Origin of the sequence: Rhodococcus sp. RCBS9 (genome assembly GCF_029457415.1) — a bacterium.
Classification (GTDB): Bacteria; Actinomycetota; Actinomycetes; order Mycobacteriales; family Mycobacteriaceae; genus Rhodococcus_F; species Rhodococcus_F qingshengii.
Genome location: NZ_CP120422.1, coordinates 4769755 through 4787254, shown reverse-complemented (window position 1 = coordinate 4787254; position 17500 = coordinate 4769755). Strand labels below are relative to the sequence as shown.

Annotated in this window: 19 protein-coding genes and 1 riboswitch; of the genes, 8 read left to right on the top strand and 11 right to left on the bottom strand. The window is 63.3% G+C overall.

All coding sequences use genetic code 11. The annotated features are described in order from the left end of the window. The first annotated feature begins 23 nt into the window (after window positions 1-23). A complete protein-coding gene (locus P0M12_RS22415) occupies window positions 24-1334 on the top strand; it encodes a D-alanyl-D-alanine carboxypeptidase family protein (RefSeq protein ID WP_030535079.1) in 1311 nt (436 codons plus the stop codon). On the opposite strand, the gene yhjD is transcribed toward P0M12_RS22415, so the two are convergent. From yhjD to P0M12_RS22380, 7 genes are all read right to left on the bottom strand, one after another. Further along, window positions 1331-2365, bottom strand: coding sequence for an inner membrane protein YhjD (gene yhjD, locus P0M12_RS22410; RefSeq protein WP_030535080.1), 1035 nt, complete (start codon window positions 2363-2365; stop codon window positions 1331-1333). The genes P0M12_RS22415 and yhjD overlap by 4 nt on opposite strands. Before the next feature lie 51 nt (window positions 2366-2416). Beyond that, a complete protein-coding gene (trpS, locus tag P0M12_RS22405; RefSeq protein WP_003941025.1) occupies window positions 2417-3451 on the bottom strand; it encodes a tryptophan--tRNA ligase in 1035 nt (344 codons plus the stop codon). A gap of 26 nt (window positions 3452-3477) precedes the next feature. Continuing rightward, entirely contained in the window at window positions 3478-3972 is a 495-nt protein-coding gene (locus P0M12_RS22400; protein ID WP_030535081.1) for a barstar family protein, read from the bottom strand. Next, the gene (locus P0M12_RS22395; protein ID WP_030535082.1) at window positions 3972-4511 is read right to left on the bottom strand and encodes a ribonuclease domain-containing protein; all 540 of its coding nucleotides are present in this window, start codon (window positions 4509-4511) and stop codon (window positions 3972-3974) included. Before P0M12_RS22395 ends, P0M12_RS22400 begins: the two co-directional genes overlap by 1 nt. Before the next feature lie 26 nt (window positions 4512-4537). Then, window positions 4538-5383, bottom strand: coding sequence for an exodeoxyribonuclease III (locus P0M12_RS22390; RefSeq protein WP_080712672.1), 846 nt, complete (start codon window positions 5381-5383; stop codon window positions 4538-4540). A 36-nt stretch (window positions 5384-5419) separates the two neighbouring features. Beyond that, a complete protein-coding gene (locus P0M12_RS22385; RefSeq protein ID WP_007727387.1) occupies window positions 5420-6559 on the bottom strand; it encodes an MFS transporter in 1140 nt (379 codons plus the stop codon). 199 nt (window positions 6560-6758) lie between these two features. After that, window positions 6759-7982, bottom strand: coding sequence for an NADP-dependent isocitrate dehydrogenase (locus tag P0M12_RS22380; protein WP_003940772.1), 1224 nt, complete (start codon window positions 7980-7982; stop codon window positions 6759-6761). 305 nt (window positions 7983-8287) lie between these two features. Then, a riboswitch (SAM riboswitch) is annotated at window positions 8288-8428 on the top strand. A gap of 143 nt (window positions 8429-8571) precedes the next feature. Here P0M12_RS22380 and P0M12_RS22375 point away from each other — a divergent pair. The 4 genes from P0M12_RS22375 to P0M12_RS22360 all read left to right on the top strand — a co-directional run bounded on the left by P0M12_RS22375 (window position 8572) and on the right by P0M12_RS22360 (window position 13553). Next, a complete protein-coding gene (locus P0M12_RS22375; RefSeq protein WP_007727392.1) occupies window positions 8572-9897 on the top strand; it encodes a bifunctional o-acetylhomoserine/o-acetylserine sulfhydrylase in 1326 nt (441 codons plus the stop codon). Beyond that, window positions 9894-11030: a homoserine O-acetyltransferase gene (locus P0M12_RS22370; protein ID WP_007727395.1), complete on the top strand. Its 1137-nt coding sequence runs from the start codon at window positions 9894-9896 to the stop codon at window positions 11028-11030. The genes P0M12_RS22375 and P0M12_RS22370 overlap by 4 nt, the downstream gene beginning before the upstream one ends. Before the next feature lie 118 nt (window positions 11031-11148). Further along, window positions 11149-12978, top strand: coding sequence for a DEAD/DEAH box helicase (locus P0M12_RS22365; RefSeq protein WP_277376836.1), 1830 nt, complete (start codon window positions 11149-11151; stop codon window positions 12976-12978). After that, window positions 12978-13553, top strand: a complete 576-nt coding sequence (locus tag P0M12_RS22360; protein WP_166502026.1) for a hypothetical protein — start codon at window positions 12978-12980, stop codon at window positions 13551-13553. Before P0M12_RS22365 ends, P0M12_RS22360 begins: the two co-directional genes overlap by 1 nt. Before the next feature lie 5 nt (window positions 13554-13558). Here the strand turns inward: P0M12_RS22360 and P0M12_RS22355 are convergent, their stop codons facing one another. Together P0M12_RS22355 and P0M12_RS22350 are read right to left on the bottom strand one after the other, a co-directional pair. Then, complete coding sequence (locus P0M12_RS22355) at window positions 13559-13843, bottom strand: DUF3017 domain-containing protein (RefSeq protein ID WP_003940740.1); 285 nt, start codon at window positions 13841-13843, stop codon at window positions 13559-13561. A 5-nt stretch (window positions 13844-13848) separates the two neighbouring features. Beyond that, the gene (locus P0M12_RS22350) at window positions 13849-14706 is read right to left on the bottom strand and encodes a bifunctional methylenetetrahydrofolate dehydrogenase/methenyltetrahydrofolate cyclohydrolase (protein ID WP_174519480.1); all 858 of its coding nucleotides are present in this window, start codon (window positions 14704-14706) and stop codon (window positions 13849-13851) included. Between the two features lie 31 nt (window positions 14707-14737). Between P0M12_RS22350 and P0M12_RS22345 the strand changes: the two genes are divergently transcribed. Together P0M12_RS22345 and P0M12_RS22340 are read left to right on the top strand one after the other, a co-directional pair. Next, window positions 14738-15250, top strand: a complete 513-nt coding sequence (locus tag P0M12_RS22345; RefSeq protein ID WP_230587437.1) for a GNAT family protein — start codon at window positions 14738-14740, stop codon at window positions 15248-15250. Window positions 15251-15282: 32 nt separating this feature from the next. Beyond that, window positions 15283-15558, top strand: a complete 276-nt coding sequence (locus P0M12_RS22340) for a DUF1905 domain-containing protein (RefSeq protein WP_007727403.1) — start codon at window positions 15283-15285, stop codon at window positions 15556-15558. A gap of 6 nt (window positions 15559-15564) precedes the next feature. Here the strand turns inward: P0M12_RS22340 and P0M12_RS22335 are convergent, their stop codons facing one another. Both P0M12_RS22335 and P0M12_RS22330 read right to left on the bottom strand, forming a co-directional pair. Then, window positions 15565-16185 carry a pentapeptide repeat-containing protein gene (locus P0M12_RS22335; protein ID WP_003940770.1) on the bottom strand — a complete coding sequence of 207 codons (621 nt, stop codon included), beginning with the start codon at window positions 16183-16185 and terminating at the stop codon, window positions 15565-15567. A gap of 33 nt (window positions 16186-16218) precedes the next feature. Next, window positions 16219-16899: an excalibur calcium-binding domain-containing protein gene (locus tag P0M12_RS22330; protein ID WP_003940685.1), complete on the bottom strand. Its 681-nt coding sequence runs from the start codon at window positions 16897-16899 to the stop codon at window positions 16219-16221. 136 nt (window positions 16900-17035) lie between these two features. On the opposite strand from P0M12_RS22330, the gene P0M12_RS22325 reads away from it, so the two are divergent. Next, on the top strand, window positions 17036-17500 hold the full coding sequence (locus tag P0M12_RS22325) for a tRNA (cytidine(34)-2'-O)-methyltransferase (protein ID WP_007727408.1): 465 nt from the start codon (window positions 17036-17038) through the stop codon (window positions 17498-17500).

The window sequence follows — 17500 nt, the reverse complement described above, 5'->3', positions numbered from 1 at the left end:
CGTTCGCATACCCTCGTATATCGATGATGTGGCGTCGAAAGTGTGCAGTGGCAGTTGCCGGAACAGTGCTCTCAGGGAGCATTGCGTTTACCGGTGTCGTAGGGACCTCGGGAGTGGCCGGCGCCCAACCGGCCCCGCCGCCGCCCACCACCACCGAAGCGCCGTTCACAACACCCAACACCGACAGCTGCCCTTTCACGAGTAGCCCGGCACCGGCGATCGATCTCTCCGAAGCACCCGCGCCCGGATCTACGGCCCCGACTGCTGTCCCGATTCCGGAAAGCCCTGTCGGTGGAGACAAGCTCGGCGAGTGCGGTGTTGTACTCCCTGACGGCGCTCCCCCGCTCCCGGCGGATATCGCGGCATCCGGATGGGTACTCGCGGACGCCGAAACCGGTGAGGTCCTCGCCGCGAAAGATCCGCACGGTCGCTACCGACCGGCCAGCACCATCAAGATGCTCTTGGCTCTTGTCGCGCTCGACGAACTCGATCTCGACACCGAAATCACCGCAACGGCCGAAGACGCGGACGCTGAAGGTAGCGCTGTCGGCATCGGCAAGGGCGGCAAGTACACCAACCGGCAACTGATGCAGGGCCTGGTCATGGCATCGGGAAACGATGCCGCGCACGCTCTTGCCCGCCAACTCGGCGGTGACGCTGCAGCCGTGTCGAAAATGAACGCGCTCGCGGCAGAACTCGGCGCCCTCGACACCCGCACGGCAACTCCATCCGGACTCGACGGCCCGGGGATGAGCAGCTCACCGTACGACCTGGCCGTGATTTTCCATACCGCCCTGCAGAATCCGACGTTTGCCGGTCTGATCCATACCGAGACCGTCGAATTTCCCGGCTTCCCCAAGGATCCGACGATTCCCGACGATCAGGACCGCCCCGGATTCACTCTCGCCAACGACAATCAGCTGCTCTACAACTACGACGGCGCATTGGGCGGCAAGACCGGCTTCACCGACGACGCCCGCCACACGTATGTGGGTGGCGCGGAGCGTAACGGCCGGAAACTACTGGTGACATTGATGGGTGGCGAAGCCAAGCCGATCCGTCCGTGGGAACAAGCTGCCCGTCTACTCGACTACGGATATGCACTCCCCGCGAGCACAACCGTCGGCTCGTTGACGGACCGATCCACCGACGATGCCTCGCCCGATGTCACTCGCACACCGTCAGCCGCTGCACCAGGCTCGATCTCGGCTGCACCCACCGCTACCGACGCCGAATCCGACACCACTGACCGCATACTCATCGGTGCGGTCGGCGGTGTAGTGGTGATCGCGCTGGTGGCGGGAGCCGTTGCCCTCAACCGTCGGAGGCGCTAGCGCGGCCGACGACGCATGAAGCCCGAAAGACCCAGGCCGGCAACCGCACCCGTGGCGATCAGCGCAGCCACGCGAGACGGTGAAGCACCGTCACTGACAACGATTCGCGGCGAGATCACTGCGGGATCCGGCGGCGGAACGAACGCCAGGGCCAAACTTTCCTTGGTCGTCGCCGCCCACGCCGTGCAGAACAGCAGCATCCGTGACGCCGTGAACACGAACACGAGCAAACCGATGATCGGACCGAATGCCACGCCCGCTGGTCCGTTGGTGACGGCAGCGAGGTAGATCGCACCCACCTGCTTGAAGATCTCGAACACAATCGCGGCGATAACCGCTGCCTGCGCAGCGCTACGCAGCGTGACAGGCTCGCGCGGCAGCCGGGCGATCACCCACAGGAACACCGCCCACGTCGCCAGGAGTGAGAGCAACAGTGAAATAACTCTGAGCCCCACGCCGACACCGGTGATGTTCTCGAGGTTGAGCCATTTCACGATCTGAGTCGCAACCGGCCCACTGCTCAGCGCCGACATTCCCAGTGAGACGACCATGGCGAGAGCCAGACCGACGAGGGCCCCTGCGTCACCAAGTTTGGTACGTACGAAACCCTTCGGCTCGCGCTTGCTCTCCCACATCGCCGTCAGCGCGTCGCGAACATTTGCCATCCAACCGAGACCCGCGTACGCAGCACCCAGGAGGCCGAAGATTCCGACGCTCGCGCGCGAGTCGATGGCCGAATCGATCAGCGTGTTGATGGTGTCACCCAAGCTGCCCGGAATGCTCTTGGTGATCTGCTCCTGAATCGACTCCAGGTACTCGGGATGCCCGGCCAATACGAAACCGGCCACTGCAAACGCGACCATCATGATCGGAATCAACGCGAGAACGCTGAAGTACGTGATACCAGCAGCGTAATAGTCGCCTTTTTGCTCTTGAAACCGTCCGGCCGCGCGAACCAGATGATCGAGCCAGGGTCGCGCTGCCCGTTGCTTCTCGAGGAAGCTCGGTGCGTCGTCGTCCGTGTCAGCCATTGCCGTCCCCCTCATGTTCGGTCAGGCGTCGTGAGTCCGAATTCGCGTAAGTCAGCCCTTCGGTGCCAGGAATCCGACCTTGTCATAGACAGCGGCGAGAGTGCGTGAAGACACCTCACGGGCGCGGTGCGCTCCGGCCGCGATGATGCGATCCAGCTCTGCCTCGTCGGCAAGGTAACCGTCGACCTTCGCCTTGAGTGGGGTGACGAACTCGGTCAGCACGTCAGCGGTATCGGTCTTGAGGTCGCCGTACCCCTTGCCCTCGTAACCGGCCACCAGAGTCTCGATCGGTACTCCCGAGAGAGCCGACTGAATGGTGAGCAGGTTGCTGACGCCCGGCTTGGCCTGCGGGTCGAAACGAATCTCGCGCTCGTTGTCGGTGACGGCCGACTTGATCTTCTTCGCCGACACCTTCGGATCGTCGAGCAGATTGATCAGTCCGGCCGCACTGGCAGCGGACTTGCTCATCTTCGCGGTCGGATCCTGCAGGTCGTAGATCTTTGCCGTGCCCTTGATGATCTGCGGCTCGGGAACGACGAACGCCTTGCCGTAGCGGGTGTTGAACCGTCCGGCCAGATCGCGTGCGAGTTCGAGGTGCTGACGCTGATCCTCACCCACGGGGACTCGCTGCGGGCGGTACAGAAGGATGTCCGCGGCCATCAGAACCGGATACGTGAACAAGCCGACACTGGCGTTGTCGCTGCCTTGCTTGGCGGACTTGTCCTTGAACTGCGTCATACGGCTGGCTTCACCGAAACCGGTGATGCAGTTCAGGACCCACGCCAACTGTGCGTGCTCGGGAACCTGACTCTGTACGAACAGCGTCGCCCGATCCGGATCGATCCCCACCGCAAGGAGCTGAGCGACCGCAACCTTGGTGCGACGACGCAATTCCTTCGGGTCCTGCGTCACCGTGATGGCGTGAAGATCCGGAATGAAGTAGAAAGCGTCGAAATCGTCCTGCAACGGAACCCACTGCTGCAGCGCACCCAGGTAGTTGCCGAGGTGGAAAGAATCCGACGTCGGCTGGATTCCGGAAAGCACGCGAGGCTTTGCGGTGGGCTTCTGTTCTGCAGGGGTCGACATGGTTCCGATCTTTTCACGAGTGGAAATCAGTGCAGTGGCGTGGTGCCCGGGTAGTCGAGTTCGACGAGGTCTTCACCGTGGGCGGTGAGGTCCTCCGCACCGAACTGGTAGACGGTCCGGAAAACGACGGGTTCCCATTCTTCGGCGTAGAAGTCCATCGTTTCGCAGAACCACTCCAACTGATCCTGTTGCTCGGACAGTAGAGAACCCGCGCCTCGGACCACAACTACATATCCGGCGCCGAGTCCGAGGACGTCGTCGAGATCGCGCATGACATCGTCGAAAGCGTCTTTATTTCGCCCGAAGTGGGACGGAAACTGGAAGGCTGCCGCAAACTCGTCGAAGACCTGCGCCGTTGTCCGCATGTTCTCTCCGCGAACCACCCGAACGACAAAATTCTCGGCACGGAGTTGACGTGCAAGATCATCTGCAACGGCCGGGTCGCTCTGCAGCGCCACCGAAGCCACATCCGAAGACGGATCCAGCCACTGCGCCACGCTGACCGTAGACGAATCGGACATCAGCGAATCCTCACAAACGTGTCGTAGTGATCGAGGGTGTACCACGCCGAACCGTCGTTGCCGGTGACGATTCGCTCGGCGTCGCGTCCTTGGCCGTTCTTCTTCGGGTTCACGTCCCATTCCTGATAGACGACACGTCCGCCACCGGCACCGGCACCGACAGCGGGTAGACGTCCTTCGCTGTTGCGGAAGGTGATGCCGCCCTTGGTGCCCGGCGCATTGGCGGAATCCGGCCACCTCCCGGCGTCGATCTCCACCAGCGTGGCGAGCACTCGCGCCGGCGCATCGCTGTTCGTCTGCTGCGTTGTCTTGACAGCGGAGCTCGAGGGCACGGAACTCGACGGCGCGGAACTCGACGGCGCAGCCTTGGTGGTGGCGCCAGGCTTGGCTTGAACACTCGAGGACTGGGCACTCGAGGACTTCGTCACCGACGACGCCGAACTGTCGGAGTCACGTGAAGAAAGGGTGACCGCCAGCACGAGCGCAACCACCGCCACCACGACGGTGATGATGGCGTTGCGCGTCTTTGCGCTCGGCATTTTCAGACCTTCAGACATACGCGTCTCTATCGGTACGAGACGGTGACAGGCGCATGATCCGACCAACGGAGGTCGTAGGACTCAGCGCGTTCCACGAGCGCGACCTTGGCCCGCTCGGCGTATCCGCGAGTGGCAACCTGGTAATCGATACGCCAACCCGAATCGTTGTCGAATGCCTTTCCGCGGTACGACCACCACGAGTACGGGCCGTCGACACCCGGATGGAGGGCGCGGAAGACGTCCACCCACGCGGAATCTTCGGCGAACAGCAGATCCATCCAGGCGCGCTCCTCGGGGAGGAATCCCGAAGACTTCTTGTTGGTCTTCCAGTTCTTGAGGTCGAGTTCGGTGTGCGCGATGTTCCAATCGCCGCTGACCACCACGTGACGATCGGCAGCCTCGGCCGCCGCAGCGGTGGTAGCGAGGTGAACTGCGAAGGACGCCATGAACCGCTCCTTCTCCTCCTGCTTCGGCGTGAGTGCCTCACCGGAGGGCAGGTACAGGCTCGCGACGGTCAGATCGGCGAAGTCGGCTTCGATGTATCGACCGGCGTCGAGAAACTCGTCGTCCCCGTGACCGATCCGCACCGCGTCAGGTTCCGTGCGTGAGAGCACCGCGACTCCGTTGCGTCCCTTCGCGGACGGCTCGGCGGAGACGAGGAACCATCCGTTGCCGAGCGCTGGTTCGAGAGTCTCGCGAAGCTGATCGTCCGACGCACGCGTTTCCTGAAGGCAGATGAAATCCGCCGACGTCTTCTCCAGCCAGTCGAGCATGCCCTTGCGGGCAGCTGCTCGAACGCCGTTGACGTTCACGGACGTGATGGTGTGGGGCGCAAGAATGTGGGAGTCAGCAGTTTGTGGCACGGCAAGCACCGTAGCCGATTCCACCGACGCGGATGGGCGCCCAGGTCAGCGCGCGGCCCTACGCTGCAGAATCACCGCTACCGCCAGCACGACGAGACCCGCGACGGCCAGCAACGACCCCACCGCTGCCGGCGCGGTGTACCCGTAACCGGCTGCGATGACGACGCCGCCGATCCACGCTCCGAAGGCGTTGGCGATGTTGAGTGCGGCGTGATTGAGAGACGCGGCCAAGGTCTGAGCATCCTCGGCGACATCCATCAACCGTGTCTGGAGGCCAGGCACCATCGACGACCCGGCGAGCCCGATGAGGAAGACGAAGATCAGTGCCGTGTACGGATTGCGCACGGCGATCACGAAGACCGCGAGGATCACAACGAGGGATCCCATCGACAGGAACAAGCCCTTCATCAGTGCGCGATCCGCGAGGTATCCACCGACGAAGTTGCCAGCCACCATGCCCAGTCCGTACAGCATGAGTGCGAGGGGAATGAACGAAGCGCCAAGCCCGGACACGTCGGTGAGAGTCGTACTGATGTAGGTGTAGACGGCAAACATCCCGCCGAATCCGACCATGCCCACGATCAGGGTCATCCACACCTGAACGCGGCCCAGTGCCCCGAGTTCGGTGATCGGATTCGTCACCGGCATGCCGTCCAACCGCGGAATCCAGACGAACAGCGAAGCAACCGTTGCCACTCCGATCACCGCAACCAAGGCGAAGGCGCTGCGCCAGCCGAGTGCCTGGCCGATCCAGGCCGCGACCGGTACCCCGATCACGTTGGCCACGGAAAGACCCATCATCACCATGGCGACGGCCTTCGCGCGTTTTCCCGGTTCGGCCAGGTGAGCTGCGACCAGTGCGGCGACTCCGAAATACGCGCCGTGCGGCAATCCGGCGACGAAGCGGGCCATCATCAGCGTCGTGTACGAGGGCGCGAAAACCGAGGCGGCATTGCCGACGGTGAACGCGACCATGAGTGCGATCAACAGGGTGCGGCGCGGTACTCGTGCGGTGAGTGCAGCGATCAGCGGAGCGCCGACGACAACCCCGAGCGCGTATGCCGAGATCACGTGACCCGCGACGGGTTCCGAGACGCCGAGTCCGGATGCCATTTCCGGGAGCAACCCCATGGCGACGAACTCGGTTGTGCCGATACCGAAACCACCGAGAGCGAGAGCGAGCATCGCCGGACCTCTGGCGGAACGAACCCCGGGTGTCGAGGTGTCAGAACGGGAGAGGGTAGACGAAGTCACTGATCAATTGTGGTCTCACACCTGGTTGAACTTCCAAGTGAGAGCGGGTGAGTTCACTCACGTGAGACCGTGAACACAAATGGGACGCCCGGTTTCCCAGACGTCCCATTTGACAGGTGAAGCGGTGAATCTACTTCGCGGCCATGGCCTTCTGCAGGTTCACGTCGAGCGCGCCGAGGAACTCCTCGGTGGTCAGGTAGCCCTGATCGCCGCCGACCAGCATCGAGAGGTCCTTGGTCATCTGGCCGCTTTCGACGGTCTTGATGACAACGTCTTCGAGCGCCTGCGCGAAGCCGATGACCTCAGGGGTGCTATCGAGCTTGCCACGATGCTCGAGCCCGCGGGTCCACGCGAAGATGGACGCGATCGGGTTGGTCGAGGTGGGCTTGCCCTGCTGGTGCTGACGGTAGTGACGCGTCACGGTGCCGTGAGCAGCCTCTGCCTCACAGGTCTTTCCGTCCGGTGTCAGCAGAACCGACGTCATGAGGCCGAGCGAGCCGAAGCCCTGGGCCACGGTGTCGGACTGGACGTCGCCGTCGTAGTTCTTGCATGCCCAGACGTATCCGCCCTCCCACTTGAGAGCGGAAGCGACCATGTCGTCGATGAGGCGGTGCTCGTAGGTCAGACCTGCAGCATCGAACTCAGCCTTGAACTCGGTCTCGTAGACGTGCTGGAAGATGTCCTTGAAGGCACCGTCGTACGCCTTGAGAATGGTGTTCTTGGTGGACAGGTACACCGGGTAGTTCTGCTGCAGTCCGTAGGTGAGCGACGCGCGAGCGAAGTCACGGATGGACGTGGTGAAGTTGTACTGCCCCTGGACGACGCCGCCCTCTTCGGGGAAGTTGACCAGTTCGTGCTCGATCGGTGCGCTGCCGTCCTCAGGCGTGTAGGTAATCATCACCTTGCCGGGGCCGGGGACCTTGAAGTCTGTGGCGCGGTACTGGTCGCCGAATGCGTGACGGCCGATGATGATCGGCTTGGTCCAGCCCGGAACGAGTCGCGGAACGTTGGAGATGATGATCGGTGCGCGGAAGATCGTGCCGCCGAGAATGTTGCGGATCGTTCCGTTCGGGGAACGCCACATCTTCTTGAGACCGAATTCCTCGACACGTGCCTCGTCCGGGGTGATCGTGGCGCATTTGACGCCGACGCCGTGCTTCTGGATCGCGTGCGCTGCGTCGATGGTGACCTGGTCGTCGGTCTCGTCGCGGTACTCGATACCGAGGTCGTAGTACTCGAGGTTCACATCGAGATACGGATGGATCAACTTGTCTTTGATGAACTGCCAGATAATGCGCGTCATCTCATCGCCGTCGAGTTCGACGACGGTGCCCTCAACCTTGATTTTGGACATGGGTGCTTCGCGTCCTCCTAGGAAGTTTCCCTGGTTACACGGTTGCGGTCACACTTTGTGAGTGGGTCCGCGAACGGTTCGATTATCAAACCTAGACGGTGTGGACTGATCTCGGGAGATGAGTCCCAAACAAGACAAGCGTACTGCTAACCCGTGAGGCCGCAACCGGCAGGTCCACTCATCGGTCTCTACTCGCGAGTAACTTTTGCCTGCTAGTGGGCTGCGTCGCCCTGCCTCGCGTGCGGTTGCGGCTCACATTTCGCCCCGTGTCAGGACTGCGCTCACTTCCCGGTAGAATCCGACTTGGTCATGAGTGCCAGCGTCAAGCCCCGGCTCGCTGGACGGCAACCCTCCAACCGCGGTGGGGTGCCCCGGGTGATGACCAGGTTTCCCGACGTGGATCTGCTCGCGCAGTTCCACCGCAATTCGGGTGACAAGCGCGGGTCCGACAGGGACGGACCCCAGACCGGGCCGAGCCCCACGGAGGTATTTCAGTATGTGTCGCACTTGTAGATAGACCCCAGCACGGGGCGGCGATCATTCGCCCCCGTCCGACATCTATCCGTCAGACCACTGGAGTGAACAGATCATGACCGACAACACAGCCGACGCCGCAGCAACTTCGGATCCGACCGCCAACTGGTCGTTCGAGACCAAGCAGGTGCACGCCGGACAAACAGCGGACACCGCCACAAATGCGCGCGCTCTGCCGATCTACCAGACCACCAGCTACGTCTTCGACAGCACCGATCACGCTGCTGCACTGTTCGGCCTCGCCGAGCCGGGCAACATCTACACGCGGATCATGAATCCCACACAAGACGCCGTCGAGCAGCGCATCGCTGCCCTCGAAGGCGGAGTCGCCGCACTCCTCCTCTCCTCGGGTCAGGCCGCCGAGACCATCGCGATCCTCAACATCGCCGAGGCCGGCGACCACATCGTCTCCAGCCCGTACCTGTACGGCGGCACGTACAACCTCCTGCATTACACCCTTCGTAAGCTGGGCATCGAAGTCACGTTCGTCGAGGATCCCGACAATCTCGAGCAGTGGCGCGAAGCCATTCGCCCGAACACGAAGGCGTTCTACGGCGAAACGATCGCCAATCCGAAGAACCACATCCTCGACCTACCCGGTATCTCGTCACTGGCCCACGAGAACGGTCTTCCGTTGATCGTGGACAACACAGTCGCGACGCCGTACCTGCTTCGCCCACTCGAACACGGCGCCGACATCGTCGTTCACTCCGCCACCAAATACCTTGGTGGACACGGCACCGCGATCGCCGGCGTCATCGTCGACGGTGGCACTTTCGACTGGACGCAGGGTCGCCACACGAACTTCACGACGCCTGATCCCAGCTACCACGGCGTCACCTTCGCGGACCTCGGCGCGCCGGCGTTCGCACTCAAGGCCCGCGTCCAACTGCTGCGCGATCTCGGTTCCGCCGTGGCGCCGTTCAACGCGTTCCTCATCGCGCAGGGTATCGAAACCTTGAGCCTGCGCATCGAGCGCCACGTATCAAATGCACAGAAGGTCGCCGAATTCCTCGACGGTCACGTCGAGGTGGCCTCCGTTTCCTACGCGGGACTTCCCTCCTCGCCATGGTTCGAACGTGGAAAGCAGCTGACGCCCAAGGGAACCGGCGCCATCGTCACCTTCGAGCTGCCCGGCGGTATCGATGCGGGCAAGACATTCGTCAACGCCCTGACGCTGCACAGCCACGTCGCCAACATCGGTGACGTTCGCTCACTCGTCATCCACCCCGCGTCGACGACACACTCGCAGCTCACCCCCGAAGAGCAGCTCGCCTCCGGTGTCACACCCGGGCTCGTCCGCCTCGCGGTCGGCATCGAAGGAATCGACGACATCCTCGCCGATCTCACCGTCGGCCTGGCAGCGGTGGCAAACTCGTGACCGTGAACGAATTGGAGCCCAGGATCGACCTCCTGCCCCCACCCGACGGCCAGGTGGGGTTCGTCGACATCGGTGCCTTGGAACTCGAGAGCGGCGCGGTGCTCCCATCGGTTTCGCTCGCCGTTCAGCGGTGGGGTGAGCTTTCCCCGAACCGCGACAACGTCGTACTCGTCGAGCACGCACTGACCGGAGACTCACACGTCACCGGACCGATCTCCGCGAATCAGCCCTCCCCCGGCTGGTGGAACGGGATGGTCGGCCCCGGCGAACCGATCGACACCGGCGAATGGTGCGTCATCGCAACCAATGTCCTCGGTGGTTGTCGCGGCACGACCGGTCCCAGTTCGCCGGCCGACGACGGCAAGCCGTGGGGCAGCAGGTTCCCGGAGATCTCCATCCGGGATCAGATCGCGGCGGAGAAGAAGCTCGTCGATCTCCTCGGGATCGACCAGTTGGCCTCGGTAGTCGGCGGATCCATGGGGGGCATGCGCACCCTCGAATGGGCAGTTACCTACCCGGACGGCATTCGCTCCGCGTTGGTTCTCGCAACCGGTTCACGGGCCACTGCAGATCAGATCGGCACCCAGACGACGCAGATCGCTGCCATCGTCTCCGATCCGGATTGGCAGGGCGGTGACTACCACGGAACGGGGCGGGCACCTCGCACCGGACTCGGCATCGCCCGTCGCATCGCGCACCTGACGTACCGCACCGAGTCCGAACTGGACGCACGCTTCGAGAACTCCGCTCAGAACGACGAAAATCCTTGGAACGGTGGACGATACGCCGTACAAAGTTACCTGGAACATCAGGCAGACAAGCTGGTCGACCGCTTCGACCCGAGCACGTACGTCCTACTGACCGAGGCCATGAACCGGCACGACATCGGTCGTGGACGCGGCGGTGTTGCGGCGGCGTTGGCATCGATCACGGCACCGGTCGTGGTGGGCGGCGTCGACTCGGATCGGCTGTATCCCCTTCGCTTGCAGGAGGAGATCGCCGACGGAATTTCCACGTGCAGCGGCCTCGAGATTCTCAAGTCCAAGGACGGCCACGACGGCTTCCTGACGGAGGCGGACGCCGTCGCCGGACTGCTTCGCCGAACGATGGAGTTCGCGCGTACGGCTCGCTGATTCGGCACAGAGCCACGTTTTCAGGATTCGTCAATGTCGGGAAAACCACAGCTGATCTGCGGGTTTTCCCGACATTCTCATTGGCGAACGTGAGCCGGCGCGGCTAGCATCGGCGAACGTGAATCAGCCATGCTCGACGCGCCTGCAGGCTACGTACATTCCCGAGCACATGTCCTTCGCGTTCTGGGGTGACGCAGACCCGGCAGCGCGGCTGTCGGCACTGGGGATGCCGACCGGGTCGCCGGGCGTGTGCAGGCTTGCGATCCCGGTCGACGAGTCGATCACAGCAACCGACGTCGGAGCGCAACTGCTCGACCTCACCACCGCGATCGACGCGTTCCACAACCTCGATGCTGGTCGCGGCGACCTCGGATCGTCGCTGCTCGCGTGGAAGCGCGTCATCGACACCGGCGCACATGACATTCCGACCGCAGCGCATGCCGCGATCGAGCACGACGACACGAAGATCCGAAGCGCCGAGTCCACGGTGCGGTTGTTCACGGATGCGCGTACAGCCGTGGACAGCCTTCGCCGAGCAAAGATTCAGGCGACTCTGCGCCCGTATCAAATGCAGGGAGTTGCCTGGCTGACGGCTCTGTCGGGTTCGGGTGGTGGGATCTTGGCCGACGAGATGGGTTTGGGTAAGACACTGCAAGCGATTTCGATGATCGCGATCCGCGCCGGCGACGGTCCGCATCTGGTTGTGTGTCCCACCTCGGTGATAGGAAACTGGCGCCGCGAGATCGAGCGATTCGCTCCGCATCTGCCACTGCACGTTCATCACGGGGCCGCCCGTGCACTTCCCACTCGTATCCCCGCCGGCACTACGGTTCTGACCAGCTACAGCGTCTTGCGTTCCGACGCAGCCCAATTGGCCCCGGTCCATTGGAGTTCAGTGGTCTTCGACGAGGCGCAACAGATCAAGAACCCCGCTTCCCTCGCCGCGAAAGCAGCAATGCAGTTGTCGGCGGACGTCAAGGTAGCGATGACCGGCACGCCAGTGGAGAACCGCCTCGAAGAATTGTGGTCACTCTTTCGCGTCGCAAATCCCGACGTCCTCGGGACTCGCGCACGGTTTCGTCAACGCTTTGCCGTCCCGATCGAATCCGGTCGATCGGCCACCGCGGCGACCAGACTTGCCGCGGTGATCGATCCTTTCATTCTGCGCAGAACCAAAGACACAGTGGCCAAGGATCTTCCGCCCAAACAGTTCTCCACGGTCTCGTGCACTCTGACGTCGGAACAGGCGCGCATCTACCGGTCGGCAGTTGCCGATGCGTTCGACTCCGGATTGGGCACGGGAATTGCCCGGCGCGGCAACATTCTTGCCCTTCTGACCACCCTCAAGCAGGTATGCAATCACCCCGCGCAGGTCACCGGCGATACGGACGGCCTCTACGGAAGATCCGGAAAGCTCGACCGCGCAACGGAAATGATCGCCGAGATCGTCGACGACGGCGATCGCGCGCTGATATTCACGCAGTACCGGACGATGGGCGAGATGCTCTCGCGACACCTGGGAGCCGAACTGGGTATCGGTGCCGTGCCTTTCCTCCACGGCGGCCTGAACACCGACAAACGAGACGCGATGGTCGACGCGTTCCAGAACGAGACGGATTCACCACCGGTTCTGATTCTGAGCTTGCGCGCCGCCGGCTTCGGCCTCAACCTCACGCGCGCAAGTCATGTCGTGCACTACGACCGGTGGTGGAACCCAGCCGTCGAGGATCAAGCAACCGACCGGGCACACCGCATCGGCCAGAAACGCACCGTCAACGTCCACACCTTGGTGACGGGCGGCACCGTGGAGGATCACATAGCAGCGATGCACGAGTCCAAACGAGCTGTGGCCGATGCTGTCTCCGGGAACGTCGAGGCCGCGCTGGCCGATCTTCCCGACACCGAACTGCGTGAACTTCTCGAACTGGACGGCGCGGTGATCATCTGATGGCCAACGAATTCGGCGTCACCGCTTGGGGTCGAGCGTGGCTGCGCACGGTGGAGCGGACCGCGGCGTCCGGTCCGAACCCGTCCCTGCCGACGGCTCGCACCCTGGCACGCAACGGTTCCGTGGAGTTCACCATCGTCTCGTCGGGGACCGTCGTCGCCGAGGTGAGCACCAAGGCAAAATCTTCGTCAGTGACGATTGGTGTCCCGCTCTGGACCAAATCCGAGATCGCTGCAGTGAAGAGCCTTCTCCGTTCGGCTGGAAAGGCGAACAGATCCGTCTCCACCGGCGAACTGCCGGACAGCATCGTCACCGAACTGCAGGCTCGAAATATCGCAGTAGCCGTTGATCTTTCGGAGTGCACTGCCAGCTGCGACTGCTCAGGTAGACGCTCGCCGTGCGTTCACCATCTCGCCGCGATCTACGCCCTCGCCGGGCGAATCGACGAGGAACCTGCACTTGCGGTGACGTTACGGAGTGCACCGGTCAAGGCTGGAAAGAAGTCGACATCCGCACATTCGGCGGAGTGGATCCCTTTGAGTGATATCGATATTCGCTCGTTCTACGGGGACTGATCTTCTCAGTCGGTACCGAGCGGATCGATGGTCAGGGCGAGCGTCGCGATCAGCACACCCATAACGCCCATCGCCGCAGTGTCGAAGACCCTTCCACGCACCGCGAGCAACCCCACACGGTTCTCGGGAACGAACCACCGAGCGGCAGCTCCGATGATGACGGCAACACCGAAGACGAGGGCGCCGCGACGCCACCGGTCGGCCAGCACGAGAACCACGGCCGCCGCAATCACGGCGAGGACCGCGAGCATGGGCAGATTCTTCTTCGCGAGGCCGACCAGTGAGGACATCGGACTCAGACTCCGGCCAGAACCCGCTCGGCGCGCTCGACCACGTTGGTGATCAGGAACGCGCGGGTCAGCGGTCCGACACCACCGGGGTTGGGTGAGACGAAGCCGGCGACCTCGCTGACGTCGGCTGCGACGTCGCCGCGCAGGCCGTCGTCGGTGCGACTGACGCCGACGTCGAGGACCGCTGCCCCGGGCTTGACCATGTCTGCGGTGATGAGGCCGGGAACGCCGGCGGCAGCGACGATGATGTCGGCGCGGCGAACCTCGGCCGCGAGATCGCGGGTACCGGTGTGGCAGAGCGTGACCGTCGCGTTCTCGCTACGACGCGTCAGCAGCAATCCGATCGGGCGACCGACTGTGACGCCTCGTCCGACTACCACCACGTGTGCGCCTGCAATAGGGACCTCGTAGCGGCGCAGGAGATGCAGGATTCCACGCGGGGTGCACGGCAGCGGGGCTTCCTTGCCCAACACCAGTCGACCGAGGTTGACCGGGTGCAAGCCGTCGGCGTCCTTGTCGGGGTCGATGCGCTCGAGGGCTGCGTTCTCGTCAAGGTGCTTGGGAAGCGGCAACTGCACGATGTAGCCGGTGCACTCGGGATTGGCATTGAGCTCGTCGATCGTCGCGTTGAGCTGCTCCTGCGTGATGTCGGCAGGCAGGTCGCGTCGCAAAGAATTGATACCGACCTTGGCGCAGTCGTTGTGCTTGCCGCGCACGTAAGCCGCGGATCCGGGGTCGTCGCCCACCAGGATGGTGCCCAAGCCGGGTGTGATGCCCTCTGCCTTCAGAGCGCTCACCCGCACCTTCAGGTCTTCGAAGATTTCGTCGCGGGTAGCTTTGCCGTCGAGGATCGTTGCAGTCACGGCGACCATTGTTCCAGGTTAGGGTCGATGAGTGACAACGGCTCCGGAACTACGCGGCCCGAGGGTGCTCCTCTCCCCCGTCGCGCCCGATCATCACGCCCGTCTGCGGGCAATTCACCTGCACCCGGACGTCGTGCACTGGTGGCAAAATCCCGACGACGACTGGCCTGCAGCGCCGGAGGCTGGCACCACGCGCTACAGCATCTTCCACGGCGACCACATGATCGGCTTCATCCAGTGGTATGAGGCAGAGGACAACCCCGACTTCCGCCACGCCGGGCTCGACTTGTTCCTCGATCCCGACTTCCACGGCCGAGGGTTCGGTCGCGAATCGATTCGCGTGCTGTGTGCCCACCTGATCGACGACCTCGCATTCCACCGTCTGGTCATCGACCCGGAGGTCGACAACTCCGTCGCCATCGCGTGCTACCGATCGGTGGGGTTCAAAGACGTCGGGGTGATGCGCGAGTATTCGCGAGATCGCCATGGTGTGTGGAAGGACGGACTGCTGATGGATCTGCTCGCACGGGAATTCATCCGCTGATCGACTGGGACGAGTTCGAAAGGACCGACATCATGTTGCTGGACAAGGAATTCACGGCCACCCTGCAGAAGAGCGACGCCAAGGGCGGGTGGACTTATGTGATCTGGCCGGAGTCCGCCGAGTTCTTCGGCACCCGCGGCCTGGTCAAGGTACGCGGGACGATCGACGGACATCCGTTCCAGAGTTCGTTCATGGCGTTGGGAGACGGTAACCACAAGCTGCCGGTCAAAGCCGATCTTCGCAAAGCCATCGGCAAGGAGACCGGCGAGCTGGTGACGGTGCGCCTCGAGGAGCGCTTGGAGAGCTAGGCGCTGCTACTTCATGTCGACGACAAGACCGTGCGCCGACGCGTACGCCACCGCCTGCATCAACTCGATCTGCGCGTTTCCGACGGACGCGGACGTCCACAGGCTCGGATCGATCCGCGCACCGCGCAGATCTGCACCTTCGAGTTTGAGTCCACCCGTACGAGCACCGGACAGATCCGCCGACGCCAGCACCGCGCCCCGCATGTCGGCCCGAACCAGGTTCGCTTCACGGAATCGGCATGAGGTGAAGTCGATCTTCCTCAGGTCCGCCCCACCGAGTGAGGTCAACGAGAAGTCGACTTCGTCGAGCGTCAACGGCCGGATGCGGCAACCGTCGAACGTCGACCCGAGCAGACTGCAGTTTCGGAACGTGCTGTGCCACAGGCTGGTCCGGGCAAAATTGCACGAGCGAAACGCAGTTCCCGTGTGCACGGACTCCCCCAGATCGGTGCCGGTGAAATCACAATCCGTGAACACCACCGACTCCGTCGTGAGTCCGGTGAGGTCGGCGTCTCGGAAATTGCAGTTGGTGAAAGTGCGCTGACGCCACTTCTGCCCGGCCAGCCGCGCGTCTGAATAGTCTTCGCCGACGACATCGTCGGATTCTTCGGGGAGCATGCCGTCCATACTGCCCCGCCGCACCGACACCGGTTCGATCGCCTAGGTCTCGCAGGCCACGCCGTCACCGTCACGATCAAGCTTGGACGAATAGCCGGGATCGCCGCGGTAGATCGGGGCAGCACCGGCCGCTCGCACGGCTGCACAGTTGGCGTAATACACCCCCGCGTCAGGCACCTTGGCCGGCGGCGGAACGTACGCCGGTTCTGTTGTCTTCGGCGGCGTGTAGGCCGGAGCGGGCGGAACGTACGGCGTTGTCGTGGTCTCCGGTACCTGAGGCACCAGCGGCACTATTGCCACGGTGGTTGTCGTCGGTGGCGGCACGATCGTTGTCGTCGTCGGCAAGAGGGACGAAGTCGTGGTCTTCGTCGTCGACGGGACCGTGCTTTTGGTTGTCGTCGCCGCCGCTGTCGTAGAAGTGGTCACAGCAGGCGTCGTCGATTCTTCCGACTTGCCCGCGCCCGTCGCCGCGGCGATGGCAACCAGCCCCACGACTGCCGCGCCGGCGATCCACGGCCACTTACGCCGCGTCTTGCCTTCCTCGGCGTTAGTGTCCGGCACCGCCGATCCGGGTGCGCCGAAGACCTGCGTGGGAGTGCCGAAAGCCTGAGTGGGTGCGTCGACGCCCTTGGGCCGTGTCTGCGCGGTCCACTGCTGACCGTCCCAGTAACGGTCGATCGTGGGGTCGAAGGGGTCGGGGTTCCAACCGGCGGGAGGGTTCATCAAAATGTCCGTTCTGCGAAGAGTGCCGGAAATAGATTCGCACGGACTGGCCGGTTTGTTACCAATTCGCCCACACTTCCCGACCGGTCTTCTCACGGACGTGGGCACCGATACGTCGCCCGGTACAGTTCCTCGAGTGTTCCGAGTGATGTTCCACGAGCCCCGCATCCCACCCAACACCGGAAACGCGATCCGCATGGTCGCGGGCACCGGTTGCGAACTCCACCTGGTCGGCCCTCTCGGGTTCGACTTGTCGGAGCCGAAGCTCAAGCGCGCAGGCTTGGACTACCACGACCTGGCGACTGTCACGGTCCACGAAAACCTGACCGCTGCCTGGGAAGCCGTCACCCCCGCTCGCGTATTCGCCTTCACCGCGCACGCGACCACGTCGTATGCCGATATCGCCTACCAACCCGGCGACGTCCTGCTGTTCGGGCCCGAACCCACCGGACTGTCCGAAGAAGTATTGGCGGACGAACACGTCACCGAGCGCCTGCGTATCCCGATGCTGCCCGGACGCCGGTCCCTCAACCTGTCCAACGCTGCCGCCCTCGTGACGTACGAGGCCTGGCGTCAGCACGGTTTCAAGGGCGCCGTCTGA

Excerpts from the sequence above, each read along its gene's own strand:
- P0M12_RS22415 (WP_030535079.1), top strand. The coding sequence starts at position 24 with ATGATGTGGCGTCGAAAGTGTGCAGTGGCAGTTGCCGGAACAGTGCTC.
- yhjD (WP_030535080.1), bottom strand. The coding sequence starts at position 2,365 with ATGGCTGACACGGACGACGACGCACCGAGCTTCCTCGAGAAGCAACGG.
- trpS (WP_003941025.1), bottom strand. The coding sequence starts at position 3,451 with ATGTCGACCCCTGCAGAACAGAAGCCCACCGCAAAGCCTCGCGTGCTT.
- P0M12_RS22400 (WP_030535081.1), bottom strand. The coding sequence starts at position 3,972 with ATGTCCGATTCGTCTACGGTCAGCGTGGCGCAGTGGCTGGATCCGTCT.
- P0M12_RS22395 (WP_030535082.1), bottom strand. The coding sequence starts at position 4,511 with ATGCCGAGCGCAAAGACGCGCAACGCCATCATCACCGTCGTGGTGGCG.
- P0M12_RS22385 (WP_007727387.1), bottom strand. The coding sequence starts at position 6,559 with ATGCTCGCTCTCGCTCTCGGTGGTTTCGGTATCGGCACAACCGAGTTC.
- P0M12_RS22380 (WP_003940772.1), bottom strand. The coding sequence starts at position 7,982 with ATGTCCAAAATCAAGGTTGAGGGCACCGTCGTCGAACTCGACGGCGAT.
- P0M12_RS22375 (WP_007727392.1), top strand. The coding sequence starts at position 8,572 with ATGACCGACAACACAGCCGACGCCGCAGCAACTTCGGATCCGACCGCC.
- P0M12_RS22360 (WP_166502026.1), top strand. The coding sequence starts at position 12,978 with ATGGCCAACGAATTCGGCGTCACCGCTTGGGGTCGAGCGTGGCTGCGC.
- P0M12_RS22355 (WP_003940740.1), bottom strand. The coding sequence starts at position 13,843 with ATGTCCTCACTGGTCGGCCTCGCGAAGAAGAATCTGCCCATGCTCGCG.
- P0M12_RS22340 (WP_007727403.1), top strand. The coding sequence starts at position 15,283 with ATGTTGCTGGACAAGGAATTCACGGCCACCCTGCAGAAGAGCGACGCC.
- P0M12_RS22335 (WP_003940770.1), bottom strand. The coding sequence starts at position 16,185 with ATGGACGGCATGCTCCCCGAAGAATCCGACGATGTCGTCGGCGAAGAC.
- P0M12_RS22330 (WP_003940685.1), bottom strand. The coding sequence starts at position 16,899 with ATGAACCCTCCCGCCGGTTGGAACCCCGACCCCTTCGACCCCACGATC.